General features: G+C 43.2%; 12 protein-coding genes. 5 read left to right on the forward strand and 7 right to left on the reverse strand.

Annotation, left to right across the window (positions count from 1 at the left end; genetic code table 11):
• Genes plsX through VK664_RS11315 form a run of 3 tightly spaced genes read right to left on the reverse strand, consistent with a single transcriptional unit; the run spans position 1 to position 1,749 of the window.
• Entirely contained in the window at positions 1 to 945 is a 945-nt protein-coding gene (gene plsX / locus VK664_RS11305; protein ID WP_461398765.1) for a phosphate acyltransferase PlsX, read from the reverse strand.
• A gap of 34 nt (positions 946 to 979) precedes the next feature.
• Complete coding sequence (gene rpmF, locus VK664_RS11310) at positions 980 to 1,171, reverse strand: 50S ribosomal protein L32 (protein WP_461398766.1); 192 nt, start codon at positions 1,169 to 1,171, stop codon at positions 980 to 982.
• A gap of 35 nt (positions 1,172 to 1,206) precedes the next feature.
• The gene (locus VK664_RS11315; RefSeq protein ID WP_461398767.1) at positions 1,207 to 1,749 is read right to left on the reverse strand and encodes a YceD family protein; all 543 of its coding nucleotides are present in this window, start codon (positions 1,747 to 1,749) and stop codon (positions 1,207 to 1,209) included.
• A gap of 190 nt (positions 1,750 to 1,939) precedes the next feature.
• Here VK664_RS11315 and VK664_RS11320 point away from each other — a divergent pair, with 190 nt between their 5' ends.
• From VK664_RS11320 to VK664_RS11330, 3 genes are read left to right on the forward strand one after another with little or no spacing between them, the layout of a single operon-like run.
• Positions 1,940 to 4,318 carry a TonB-dependent receptor gene (locus VK664_RS11320; protein WP_461398768.1) on the forward strand — a complete coding sequence of 793 codons (2,379 nt, stop codon included), beginning with the start codon at positions 1,940 to 1,942 and terminating at the stop codon, positions 4,316 to 4,318.
• Positions 4,319 to 4,332: 14 nt separating this feature from the next.
• A complete protein-coding gene (locus VK664_RS11325) occupies positions 4,333 to 5,775 on the forward strand; it encodes a phytoene desaturase family protein (protein WP_461398769.1) in 1,443 nt (480 codons plus the stop codon).
• Positions 5,775 to 7,034, forward strand: a complete 1,260-nt coding sequence (locus VK664_RS11330) for a YeiH family protein (RefSeq protein ID WP_461398770.1) — start codon at positions 5,775 to 5,777, stop codon at positions 7,032 to 7,034. Before VK664_RS11325 ends, VK664_RS11330 begins: the two co-directional genes overlap by 1 nt.
• A gap of 28 nt (positions 7,035 to 7,062) precedes the next feature.
• Here VK664_RS11330 and VK664_RS11335 read toward each other — a convergent pair whose 3' ends face one another.
• The 4 genes from VK664_RS11335 to VK664_RS11350 form a co-directional block, all read right to left on the reverse strand.
• On the reverse strand, positions 7,063 to 8,256 hold the full coding sequence (locus tag VK664_RS11335) for a glucuronyl hydrolase (RefSeq protein WP_461398771.1): 1,194 nt from the start codon (positions 8,254 to 8,256) through the stop codon (positions 7,063 to 7,065).
• 22 nt (positions 8,257 to 8,278) lie between these two features.
• Complete coding sequence (gene moaCB / locus VK664_RS11340; RefSeq protein WP_461398772.1) at positions 8,279 to 9,187, reverse strand: bifunctional molybdenum cofactor biosynthesis protein MoaC/MoaB; 909 nt, start codon at positions 9,185 to 9,187, stop codon at positions 8,279 to 8,281.
• A gap of 2 nt (positions 9,188 to 9,189) precedes the next feature.
• Positions 9,190 to 9,630, reverse strand: coding sequence for a molybdenum cofactor biosynthesis protein MoaE (locus VK664_RS11345; RefSeq protein ID WP_461398773.1), 441 nt, complete (start codon positions 9,628 to 9,630; stop codon positions 9,190 to 9,192).
• A 75-nt stretch (positions 9,631 to 9,705) separates the two neighbouring features.
• On the reverse strand, positions 9,706 to 10,047 hold the full coding sequence (locus VK664_RS11350) for a MoaD/ThiS family protein (RefSeq protein WP_461398774.1): 342 nt from the start codon (positions 10,045 to 10,047) through the stop codon (positions 9,706 to 9,708).
• Positions 10,048 to 10,137: 90 nt separating this feature from the next.
• On the opposite strand from VK664_RS11350, the gene VK664_RS11355 reads away from it, so the two are divergent.
• Entirely contained in the window at positions 10,138 to 10,473 is a 336-nt protein-coding gene (locus VK664_RS11355; RefSeq protein ID WP_461398775.1) for a hypothetical protein, read from the forward strand.
• A gap of 71 nt (positions 10,474 to 10,544) precedes the next feature.
• The gene (locus tag VK664_RS11360; protein ID WP_461398776.1) at positions 10,545 to 12,854 is read left to right on the forward strand and encodes a TonB-dependent receptor; all 2,310 of its coding nucleotides are present in this window, start codon (positions 10,545 to 10,547) and stop codon (positions 12,852 to 12,854) included.
• Positions 12,855 to 12,880: the final 26 nt, after the last annotated feature.

A 12,880-nucleotide genomic window follows, 5' to 3' on the forward strand; every position in this document is an offset into this window, starting at 1 on the left:
CTAGGCTGAAAGAAAACTCTCCTTCATTTTCCCGGTGAGATCTATTTCAATCATTTTTTGGGCAAGCTTGATCATATTGTTGAATGCCTTGTTATGAGAGATGCCGTGCCCGATAATCACCGGTTTGGCGACACCCAGCACAGGGGTACCACCATAATTTTCGAAGTTAAACCGGTCGAGGAATTCGTGATCTATATTTTTCTGCTTGGTAATATCATATATGGATTCGGCCAGTTTCAATATCACATTTCCGGTAAAACCTTCACAAACCATCACATCTGCTTTGTCAAGAAATACATCTCTGCCTTCGATATTACCGGTGAAATTGATTTTTCTATTTGCTTTGAGAAGGGGATAGGTGGCCTGTGCAAGGATATTTCCTTTGCCTTCTTCTTCACCGACGTTAAGAAGTGCTACCCGCGGGTTATCGGTACCAAGAATATACTGTGAATAGAGGGAGCCGAGGATGGCAAACTGATTCAGTTGCTCAGGTTTACAATCAGCGTTCAGTCCAACATCAACAAGGATTCCAGCACCGCCGTTATCCTTTGGGATCATTGATGAGATAGTGGGACGAAGTACCCCCGGAATGGTTTTAATACTATACAGCGCACCAACAAGCATAGCGCCGGTATTACCTGCGCTGATAAATGCATCCGTTGAACCCTTAGCCAACAAATGAAAGCCGATAGCTATCGATGACTGCTGTTTTTCCTTAAGAGCCTTTGTAGGATGTTCATGCATTCCGATCACCTGGGGGGCATGTATAACACGAACCTTGGCAGAATTGATATTGTACTCGCTCAGCAGAGGCGCTATCTGCGCCTCATCACCAATCAAAAATAAATTTGCCGGAGAAGCGGTTTCAGATAAATATAGTTGAACACTTTTCACCGCTTCAAGGGGTGCAAAGTCTCCGCCCATCATATCTAGCCCGATATTCATCTCCGGCAAGCTACTATTTAAATTGTAAGAATGGTTAGTTGATAGGAGATTTCTCCGCAACCACCTTTCCTCTGTAATACAATTTACCTTCGCTTACATGTGCACGGTGACGAACATGGATTTCTCCTGTTGTACTGTCCTTGCTTAACGTTACTTTCTCAGCTTTGTAGTGAGTTCTTCTCTTGGCACTTCTTTGTTGGGAGTGCCGTCTTTTGGGATTAGGCATAATTCAAAAATTTATGTCTATATTATTTAATCTGTTTACTCAAGACCCTTGAACTGTTCAAGCCCTTTCCACAATGGGTTTTCGGGTTTGTTATTTTCGGCGTCCAGTTTCTTTAACATGGCCAGAACTTCTTTATTACAATGCGGTCCTCCCATCTCTTCCGGTAAACACATGCGTTGCATGGGAATAGCCAGGTTTATAAATTCATAGATCAGATCTCCGATGCGCAGGTGACTCTCATTTTTTGAGATATAATACACATCAGGATCCTCTTCTTGTTCATTCATTACATCAGGATCGTCAACTATCTTTACTACAATGTTGAACTCATCCCAAAGTTCTAAAGGCAAATCATTGCCACATCGGTCACAGGTCACTTCCAGTTTTCCACCTACTTCAAATTTCAGAAGCATGAACCCGTTTTTCTTATCCAGGGATAATTTAACCTGGGCTATACAGTTTCTGAACTCCTGTTCCTGGTAGTCTGCAAAGAACTTATCACTAATCCCGTATTCAAACTCATGAATACCCGGTTTCAATCCCACAAATGCTATATCATAGTTCCGGCGGTTGCTCATGAGCTTCCTTTTAAAGAGTTTGCAAAGGTACGGAAATCCTGCTGAAAATAAAGAGGCCAATCTAAAATTCTTGTAAATTGGCTACTATCCTGCGGGAACACTATTAAGTTAATAATTTACAACCAATTATGGCACAAACTTATTGCTTTAAAATCGTGGTATAAACACATTGGACTAATATCTTTGCATCATGAAGAAGCGATTACTCAGCCTTTTGATTTGTTTTTTTATTCTTTTAGGGGCTTCAGCACAGACGGGAGATGCGGTTTCGGGTAAGGTCACCAACCAGGATGAACAACCCATCGCCAGGGCAGTTTTAACAGTTCTAAATACAAATATTGAGGTGGTCACAGACTCTGCCGGGAATTTTCGTTTCTCAGGACTGGGCCCTGGACAATATGTGCTCAGAATAAACGCCAATGGATACGCGCTGGTAAATAAAGATTTCCAGGTTGGAATAGGTAATGAAGTTAAGTTGTCGATCCGCCTGGCAGAGGCCTCGGATCAACTTGACCAGGTAGTGGTTACGGCCGAAAAAAAGGAAGCTTCGCTGCAGGAAATTCCCGTAAGTATCAGCGCTATTTCAGCACGCCAGGTAAATCAATACCGGCTATGGAATCTCCGGGATATTACCGCTATTGTTCCAAATCTTTATTCTACCAATTCGGGCGATGATAGAAATGTTACAACCATCAGGGGTATAGGGACGACCTCTTATGACCCGGCAGTAACAACTTATATTGATGGAGTTAACCAGTTTGGACTTGACACCTACATCGCCCAGCTGTTGGATGTGGAGCGAATCGAAGTGCTGAGAGGTCCGCAAGGCACTTTATATGGAAGAAACGCCATGGGTGGAGTGATTAACATTATCACTAAACAACCAACCAACACTTCCAGTGGATTTGCAACTGCAAATTTTGGAAACTATGGGTTAATGCGTTATGAACTGGGTTACAAGACCCCTATAATAAAAGATAAACTCTATATCGGGGTAGCCGGCATGTATTCCCAGAGAAATGGATATTACCGGAACGATTATAACAATACGACTTTTGATGACCAGAAAAACCTGGCAGGAAATTATTATCTGAAATATATTGCTTCCCCACGATGGTCGGCAACCTTAAATTTTAAACATCAGAACAACCGCAATAATGGTGCATTCCCGATGGTAGGGAGCGGGGAAGAGGCGTTTAATAATCCATATCATCTGAGTCAGAATGCGGTCGCTGAAATGCGTGATAATACGCTAAACACGTCTCTCTCCCTGGTTCATACCGGTACCGGATTTAATTTCAGCAGCCAGACAGCATACCAATCAAACCGCCGGATTTATGACAACCCGCTGGATGGTGATTTTTCTCCCGCTGATATGTATACCATTATCAATGATTTTGGTGGCCAGTGGAACAAGGTCAAAGTATTTACACAGGAGTTCAAATTCACCAGTCCGACAGCTTCATCTTCGCGCCTGAAGTGGACCGCAGGAGCCTATTTCTTTTACCAGGACAATCCGGTGAAGCAGGCGACACATATCGGAAAGGACACAGCATTTTTAGGTGTTCCCGATGCTGATTTTTCTACGATTAACACCTCGACGGGTAAAAATACGGGGGTTGCGTTATATGGCCAGGGCACCTATTCCATCACTTCTAAACTGGATTTAATTGCCGGTATCCGGTTCGACCAGGAATGGAAAAGTCTTGAAGTTTTGGGTGAATATGCAAAGGATCCTGATCCCAACCCGATTTTCGAAACACGCCCCGATACAAGCGCCAAAGCAAATTTCAACGCATTTTCGCCCAAGGTTGGACTTTCATTCCGGGCAAACAACAACACAAAATTTTTCCTGACTTATAGCCGCGGTTTCAGAACAGGTGGTTTAACACCACTGGCACAGGGGGGCGATCCTTCACAACCGCCACTTTACCCCTTCGATCCGGAATACAGTGATAATCTTGAATTCGGATTCAAAAATACTTTTCTCGGCAACCGTTTACGTTTGAACCTGGCCGTTTTCACGAGCCAGGTCACAGATGCACAGGTTCCTACACTGGTTTTGCCTGATGCGGTAACCATTACCCGGAATGCCGGCAAACTCACCAGCAAAGGTGCCGAGTTGGAGATAGCTGCGAATGTGATAAAAGGTCTCGAGATTGACTATAGCTTCGGCGTCACTGAGGCAATATATAAGGATCTTAAGGTTTCGCAGGACGGCGGTGAAGTGGATCTTGGCGGTAACCGGCAGATCTTTACACCGAGATCCTCCTCAATGCTCGCAGCACAGTATAGTTTGCCGATAAAAGTTCGTTATCCGTTTAATGTTGTAGTGAGAGGAGAGTGGACAAGACTGGGCAGACAATATTTTGATCTTGCAAATAAAATTATTCAGCCATCATATAACCTCGTGAATGCAAGAGCTGGATTCACTTCCAGGAATCTTGAACTCATGTTTTGGTGGCGTAACATAGGCGGAAAGAAATATATCGCATATGCTTATGATTTCGGTGCTGTGCATCTCGGAAATCCAGAAACACTGGGAATTACTATATCGACCAGGTTTTAACCGGCCACTTTTAAATGCCAGACACAGATTACGATGCAGTGGTTATTGGCGGAGGTCCGAACGGGCTCGCAGCTGCTATTACCATGAAACAGCAGGGTTTGGCTGTGCTTTTGATGGAAGCTGCACCAACGGTGGGTGGAGGTACCCGTTCGTCAGAGCTTTCTTTGCCAGGTTATGTGCATGACATTTGTTCCGCCATTCATCCCCTCGCAGCCGGGTCTCCTTTTTTCCAGCTTCTTCCTTTAAGCGATTTTGGGCTTGAGTATATTTATCCCGCAATCCAGGCAGCTCACCCATTAGACAACGGTGATGCGCCAGCTTTATTTACCGATATAGCTAAAACTGCAGATCAGCTTGGGGTTGATAAGAACCGTTATATTGAAATCTTTACACCGCTTGCGGATCAGTGGCAACAATTATCCAGTCAACTTCTCGGGCCGTTCAGGTGGCCATCGCACCCTTTACAGCTTGCCTCTTTTGGACTCAAGGGGCTTCAACCGGCACTATCATTTGCAAAAAAATTTAAAACCACCGGGGCCAGGGCTCTTTTCGGAGGAATGGCCGCTCATGCAATACAGCCATTAAGTAATTATGCAACAGCTGCCTTCGGTTTGGTTCTGACTATCGCAGGCCATGCGCGGGGATGGCCGGTGGCCAAAGGAGGTTCCCAATCGATAGCCAATGCACTTTCTGCCTATTTTTTATCTATTGGCGGCGAGATCCGGACGGGGAAAGCGGTACAATCACTCAAAGAACTACCATCCACAAAGACCATTTTTTTCGACACTTCTCCTGACCAGGTTTTGAAACTCGCAGGCGAACGTTTATCTCCGATCTATAAATGGCAGTTAAGAAAATACCGGTACGGGATGGGGACTTTCAAGATAGACTGGGCCCTTGACGGCCCCATCCCTTTTACGGCTGCACATTGCCGTGAGGCAGGTACAGTGCATCTGGGTAATACGTTGGAGGAGTTTAGCGCATCTGAGCAAGAGACCTGGGATGGTAAACATCCTGCCAGGCCCTTTGTATTGCTTGCCCAACAGTCCATTATTGATGAAACCCGTGCGCCGGCAGGCAAACATACTGCCTGGGCCTATTGTCATGTTCCGAACGGTTCAGAAAAAGATATGACAACTGAGATAGAGAACCAGGTTGAAAGATTTGCTCCAGGTTTCCGGGATCTTATCCTCGGAAAACATACCATGAACACCAGCCAGTTGTATCAATACAACCGCAACTATATTGGAGGGGATATAAATGGTGGCGTCATTGATCTCTCACAGCTGTTTACGCGTCCTGCCCTCAGGTTTTCTCCGTATTGCACATCTGCAAAAGGGCTTTATATTTGCTCCGCTTCAACACCGCCTGGTGGTGGTGTTCATGGTATGTGTGGTTATTATGCAGCGCGCCGGGCTTTGAAAGACATTTTTCATATCGATCTTAAATCACTCTGATGGTTGCAGTACAAAAACGTTCATGGTTACACGAAGATTGGGTTGTGGTTATATTGGGATTTCTTGTAATTGTGCTGGCGATTGCCGGCGTTAAACCTGCAGTTCCTGCCTACAGCTGGAGCAGTGGTGCTGACTTAACAAGCAAGATTCTTACAGCAAAAAATCTTGGGTTGATTGGATTGCAGTTTCTCTTCGTTTTTGTAATTGCTTTATTAGGTGCTTTCCTTACAGCTAAGCCACTCAGGCATATGGCTATCGTTTTTCCTTTAATTTATGTGGTAACCATGATTGCTGTGATCGTTGCCGGAAATAAAAGTGTGAAAAATTTAAACCTTGAAGCAGTTATCTTCAGCCTTGCGTTCGGACTGTTTATAGGTAATCTTTTCAAATTACCCGAATGGTTCCGGTCAGCTTTATCTGCGGAATTTTTTGTAAAGATTGGTCTCGTAATACTTGGCACCAGTGTAATATTTGCCGACATACTTAAAGCTGGCGGTTATGGTTTGTTACAGTCCCTTATAGTGGTGTTATCAGTGTGGTATTTTGCTTTCTGGCTTTCCAAAAAAATGAAAATAGATGAAGAACTCACTATGATGATCTCGAGTGCTGTTTCCATTTGTGGGGTTTCAGCTGCCATTGCTACCGCCGGGGCTATCAAGGGTGATACCAAAAAACTTTCCTATGTAATCTCACTTGTATTAATTACAGCAATACCGATGATGATTTTTATGCCTTACCTGGCGAGTTACTTCGGCCTCAGCCAGGAGGTAACAGGCGCATGGCTCGGGGGAAGTATTGATACAACAGGTGCTGTTGTTGCGGCAGGTTCTCTTGTGGGGGAGACTGCCCTTAAAATAAGCACGATTGTGAAATTTTCGCAGAACGTTTTGCTTGGTGTGGCAGCTTTCGCTATATCTATTTACTGGACCTATACAAATCATGCAAATGCAGCTTTGCCGGATGGCAAACCGACACTTGGAATCATCTGGGACCGCTTTCCAAAATTTGTGCTCGGCTTTGTAGCAGCTTCCCTGATCTTTTCATTTTTGTTGAGCCCTTCAATAGTTACTGACGTAAAAGACAGTTTAAAAAATATCCAGTCTCTCTGGTTTGTTCTTGCGTTCACCAGTATTGGACTGGAGACTAATTTTTCAGATCTGTTTAAACACGATAACCGCAAACCACTTTATGCATTCCTTATCGCCCAATTGTTCAACATCATAATCACATTGGCGGTTGCTATGATACTTTTCGGATAAAAAGTACTTATTGGAGAAGCCGTGTTTACTAATTCTTATAAAACATGTTCCAGTATCGCCACAAAGCTTCGATAAAATAATAATCGGCATAGGTTAAGGGAACATCTACTTCTGACCCCTGTGGAAAATGGCCAACACTGTGCATCAGCAGGTATCCACCGTTTTTGCCGGCAGCAGCTTTATAGCCAGGTGATCCAAGCGTTTTCAGAACAGCTGTAGCCACGCTGATATATTGATCTTTCTCTTTATTCTCAACAAACTTTGATAATTCCAACAGGGCTGAACTCATGATGGCCGCAGCTGAAGCATCTCTCAACGCATTAGGTATACCAGGCGCATTATAATCCCAATAAGGAATCTTATCCTTTGGCATGTTCGGATGATTTAACATAAACGCTGCAATCTTCCTTGCCTGTTCCAGGTAAGCTTTTATACCGGTTTCACGGTACATCATGGTATAACCATAAAGACCCCAGGCCTGGCCTCTTGCCCAGGCTGATGAATCAGATGCACCTTGTGCGGTCTGCCGGTTCAATACTTTACCCGTCAACGTATCATAATCCACCACATGGTAGGAACTATAATCAGGTCGGTAATGATTTTTCATGGTGGTGTTTGCATGGTTCACAGCCACCTTGTAATAAGATGAATCACCTGTAACCTTTGTTGCCCAGGTCAGCAACTCAAGATTCATCATATTGTCGATGATTACGGGATAAGCCCATTTACCATGATCCCATGACTTTATCGTTTGTGTTTTGGCGTTATACCTTGTCATCAACGATTTCGCTGAAGTTATAAGAATGGGTACATAAGATGAGTCCTTCAATACCCTTAAGCCATTGCCGAAGCTGCAGTACATCATAAACCCCAGATCATGGGTTCCTTTATTATCTTTTTCTTTTTCCAGCAAATTCAATTTTCTTAAAGCTTCCTGTTTTAAGGAATCATGGCGTGTAAATTCAAACAATAAAAAAAGTGAGCCCGGATAAAATCCACTGCACCACCAATCACTTTTGCTCGTCACTTCGCGATCAAGATCTGTTGCATAACTTCTTGGGAAGAGGTTGTCAGGCGTCTTTGTTCTTAAAAGACGGTATTGGTCTGCACCTGATCTGAATTGGTATTCAATAAACTGCCTCGGAAGACCAGGCTTGCGCTGAGCTTCTGCATTTAATATCAAAACAAAACTGAGTAAGGAAAATAAAAGCAATCGTTTCATCCGTTCAATATTATTTTTATGGTTAATGGCGCATGCCACCTGCCACCCGGAAAATATGAAAAATATATGGGAACAAGGCGTTCATACTTTCTTCTACTCCTTTTGGGGAGCCTGGTAAGGTGATCACCAGTGTGTTATTGATAAAACCGGCAACGCCACGGGATAACATTGAATAGGGCGTTCTTTCCTGGCCATAATTCCTGGCAGCTTCCATGATGCCTGGTATTGAAACATTTAACAAAGGCAGAACAGCGTCAGGAGTATTATCACGGGGAGATAAACCGGTTCCGCCACTGAAAATCACGAGGTTGTAGTTCTCTTGAGAAAGAGATTTCACCATTGCCTGGATGCCATCAAAATCATCGCTGATTATAGTATATCCCGATACTTCAACATCAAATGTTTTAAGCTTTTCGATAATCTTTTTGCCGCTCTCATCTTCGCCATTTCCGGCAGCCAGGGTATCTGAACACACAATTACAGCGCATCGAAGATCCCGGGCTAAATCTGCCGGGAAAGAAGTTTTACCTCCATGTTTTGAAACCAGTTTTATTGTGCCTACTTCAACTGACTTATCTATCGGTTTAAGCATGTCATACATAGTTAGTGCAGTGATAGCTGCACCATGCATTGCTTCCACTTCAACACCGGTTTTATAAATAGTATGAACTTCCACTTCGACCTCAATTTCAAGTCCCTTGATGGTATGCCTGATGGCTGTATACTCCACGGGCAAAGGATGGCAATCCGGTATTACATCACTGGTTTTTTTTACAGCCAGTAAACCCGCAGCCCTGGAAAATTCAAACAGATCACCTTTCGGAATTGTTTTTTGGACTATGCGATCAATGGTGGCCTGCGTCGAAACTTTCACGACTGCCATTGCTATTGCCTTCCTTAAACTTGAAACCTTGTGCGTGATATCAACCATTCTTAATTATTTATTTTCCATTGATGCGTTTCGTCATCAAATATCTCTTTTCCCCAGACAGGTAATCCGCCCTTTATGAGCTCCACTGTTTCTGAACAAGCTTCAGTGGCAGCCTTCCGGTGTTTTGACGAAGTAAACACAAATAAACAGACTTCCCCGGCTTTAACGGTCCCCAGGCTATGATAAACATGCATACAGGTTAAAGAATATTTCGCAAAGATCAATTCGCGGATCTCATGCATTTTGGAAAGGGCAATTTCTTCATAGGTCGTATAATCGATTGCTACAACTTTATTTCCACCGATTACATCTGCTCTCACCTGGCCAAGGAAAATGCTATGTGCGCCAATATTCGTTTTAGACTGGTGTTTCGAAATGGAATCTGCTATGAAATCCGCGGTGATTTTCCCCTTAATAAAAATGTTTTTCATTTGTTCAGACATGTCTGCATTTTATACATTCATCTATTAAAATATCAATGATACCGTCGGATCGTGAAACCTCTGAATTCCAGGTGTTCACCCTCCGGAAAATGGCGGCAACAATGCTATGATGCTCCCGGGCTTCAGCCTGGTATCTTCCTCAATTATGACAGTGTCGACGGCAATATTAAAAACAATATCCGCCAGCCGGGGGAAACGGGACAGAAGCAACTCTTTCAGTTCTTTTGTACCGGATATTTGCCTTGTATCGATGATCTGATTAGTAACGGTTTTTTGTTTTGCAGATGTTAATACATTTGTTTCCTGTTTTTCATTTGTATCTGTCAAGTCCTCAATTCCGGCAGTTTCGCAGATTAGTAGCTCTCCGGAGCCGGTTATTTCCACCAATTGTCCAAAAAATAAAACTGTTATAGCCATTTTTAAAGATGTATCTGCAAATGTAAATTGTTTAGGGTGGTTTTATTTATATTCACCGGAACCCGTATATTTGCAACATTGTAACAAAAGATGCCTGTTAAGGACAATACATATAGATTAAGGGCGCTGCTGATCCTTTTTGTTTTCGGCCTGAGCCTGCTGCCCCGCCAGGTATTGCACAATTTTGTTACCAATCACAAACATATTAAATGGGCCAGCCACCCGGGAAAGACACAGTTATCTGCTGAAACGTTCAATTGTAGTGTAGATAATCTTTTCCTGCAGCAGGCTTATGATACTACAGAACATTTATTCTCTCCCGAATGTCCCCTTTTCAATAGTGTCAGAAACAAAACCCAGGTTTGTATCCGCGAAACTGATGACCTGGATCTTAGTTCTCTTCGTGGTCCGCCTGCAATTTCCTGATTGAAATCTTTATTCTGATTTAATCTCTGCCTGCCCGCGGAGGTTTGTTTCTAATCATTCATTTTATTGGTGTGAGATACTTATTAATAGTTTTTCTGCTTTGCAGCGGCTGGTTAAATACCAGTGCGCAGGATTGTAATCTAACCCTGAAGGGGCATGTCGAAGATTCCGATACGAAGGATCAGCTTTCAGGTGCTACTGTAATTATCAGGTCAATAAATCGTGAAGTGACCACTGACGATAACGGGGATTTCACTTTTATGAAACTCTGCCCCGGGACCTATGAACTCGAGGTTACCCATGTTGGGTGTGAACCAATATCACAAACAGTAGCGATCGAAAAAAATACTCATATCGACCTGTTGCTACCTCATTTGAAGAATAACCTGCAGGAAGTAATTGTGTCTGGTACAAAACAGCTGACTAATACAGGATTCAAACAGGAACTCTCCGGTACCCGTCTTGAACAGGCGAGCGGTTTATCCCTTGCTGAAGCACTTGCGAAATTGAATGGTGTTACCATGCTTCAGACCGGTTCAACTATCGCTAAACCCGTTATACACGGTTTACACAGTAACCGGATACTAACCATCAACAACGGTGTAAGGCAGGAAGGACAACAATGGGGCAATGAACATGCACCGGAGATTGATCCTTTTATTGCTGATAAGCTCATAGTAATAAAAGGGGTGGATGAATTGAAATATGGCTCAGATGCCATAGGCGGTGTAATACTTGTGGATCCCAAACCGCTCCGTTATCTTCCAGGCAACCATGGAGAGATTAATACCGTTTATTTCACAAACAATAACGAGTACGTGGTTTCCGGGGTCTATGAACAACAGTTGAAAAAAATGCCCGCATTCAGTTACAGGCTGCAGGGTACTTTTAAACGTGGAGCAAATGTGCGTACCCCGGATTACAGGTTGAACAACACAGCACTACAGGAAGAAAATTTTTCTGTAACGGTAGGTTGGAAAAAAGAACATTATAACCTGGAGGCTTTTTATAGCCAGTTCCATACAAAAGCCGGGATCTTTACAGGTTCACATATCGGCAATCTGACAGATTTGAAAGAGGCGATTGCCGCTCCAAAACCCGATGATATTTTCCTGAACGAAAAAGGCTATGAGATCAGCCGGCCAAACCAGGAAGTATCGCATCGTTTGTTCAAACTCCGATCAAATCTTTACAAAGGAGCCAACAAGTTTCAGCTTACAATGGCTGCACAATACAATGAAAGAAAAGAATATGATATTGTCAGGAGCAGCACAAACCTTAAACCTCAGCTTAATTTGTCAATTCTTACACTTACGGAAGATTTGTCCTGGGAACATCCATCGGTGTTCAACCTGAAGGGAACAGCCGGGATCTCATTTATGCAGCAGGACAATTCATACACTGGTCGTTATTTTATCCCACATTATATATCGGCTACCTATGGGGGCTACTGGCTTGAAAAATGGAAAAAAGAGAAATGGGATATACAGGCAGGAATAAGATATGATTATAAAGCTTTTTCCACACAGCGACTTCGAAACGCTGTATTAACGTCGCATGATTTTGATTTTTCAACACTTGGAGCATCCCTGAATACAGCTTACACAATCAGGCCGGACATGCATGTCAATGTAAACTTATCTCATGCAAGCCGGGCTCCCCATGTGAATGAATTGCTAAGTGACGGTATTCACCATGGCACGGCAACTTATGAAGTAGGGGATATCAACCTCTCGCCTGAAAAGTCTTACAATTTATCGGTGGGATTTGATTATGCAAATGCCCGGAAAACGTTCACTGCAGAGCTGACACTCTATAATAATTATATCAGGGATTTTATTTATCAGCAGCCGAAACCGGATGAACCGGTACTTACCATTGCCGGTGCGTTTCCAAAGATAGTGTATGAGCAAACGAATGCTTTATTAAGAGGATTCGATGCGGCTTTCAGTTATCATTTTCTTAAACAGCTGGCGCTTAGTTCCAAAGCTTCCGTGCTGAGAGCATATAACAGGAACATTGATGATTGGCTGATATCAATGCCTGCAGACAGGATTTCAAATGAACTGGTTTACACATTTAAAGGAAATGAACATGTCAGCGAACCTTATGTTGGTTTGGAGTTAGCGAATGTTTTTAAGCAAAGCAGGGTGCCGGGAGATAAGTTTGGCAAACAGGATTATAAGGAACCACCTCCTGCATATAACCTCGTAAACCTGAATGCGGCAGTGACGCTGCGTTTCGGTAAACATCCTTTTACCCTTGGTGCGGGGGTTCACAATCTTTTAAATACAAGTTATCGCGAGTACCTTAACAGCTTCCGTTACTATGTTGATGAAGCAGGAAGAAATGTACAACTCAGGCTGAAATTTAGTTTTTAATGATCAAAAAATATGAATTACGATTC

Origin of the sequence: Flavitalea sp. (genome assembly GCF_035489435.1) — a bacterium.
GTDB lineage: Bacteria > Bacteroidota > Bacteroidia > Chitinophagales > Chitinophagaceae > DATHKG01.

Bases quoted from the DNA above. Each gene is read 5' to 3' on its own strand.
- VK664_RS11335 (WP_461398771.1), bottom strand. From the start codon at position 8,256: ATGAAACGATTGCTTTTATTTTCCTTACTCAGTTTTGTTTTGATATTA.
- VK664_RS11330 (WP_461398770.1), top strand. From the start codon at position 5,775: ATGGTTGCAGTACAAAAACGTTCATGGTTACACGAAGATTGGGTTGTG.
- VK664_RS11345 (WP_461398773.1), bottom strand. From the start codon at position 9,630: ATGTCTGAACAAATGAAAAACATTTTTATTAAGGGGAAAATCACCGCG.
- VK664_RS11320 (WP_461398768.1), top strand. From the start codon at position 1,940: ATGAAGAAGCGATTACTCAGCCTTTTGATTTGTTTTTTTATTCTTTTA.
- rpmF (WP_461398766.1), bottom strand. From the start codon at position 1,171: ATGCCTAATCCCAAAAGACGGCACTCCCAACAAAGAAGTGCCAAGAGA.
- VK664_RS11355 (WP_461398775.1), top strand. From the start codon at position 10,138: ATGCCTGTTAAGGACAATACATATAGATTAAGGGCGCTGCTGATCCTT.
- VK664_RS11325 (WP_461398769.1), top strand. From the start codon at position 4,333: ATGCCAGACACAGATTACGATGCAGTGGTTATTGGCGGAGGTCCGAAC.
- VK664_RS11315 (WP_461398767.1), bottom strand. From the start codon at position 1,749: ATGAGCAACCGCCGGAACTATGATATAGCATTTGTGGGATTGAAACCG.
- moaCB (WP_461398772.1), bottom strand. From the start codon at position 9,187: ATGGTTGATATCACGCACAAGGTTTCAAGTTTAAGGAAGGCAATAGCA.
- VK664_RS11350 (WP_461398774.1), bottom strand. From the start codon at position 10,047: ATGGCTATAACAGTTTTATTTTTTGGACAATTGGTGGAAATAACCGGC.
- plsX (WP_461398765.1), bottom strand. From the start codon at position 945: ATGAATATCGGGCTAGATATGATGGGCGGAGACTTTGCACCCCTTGAA.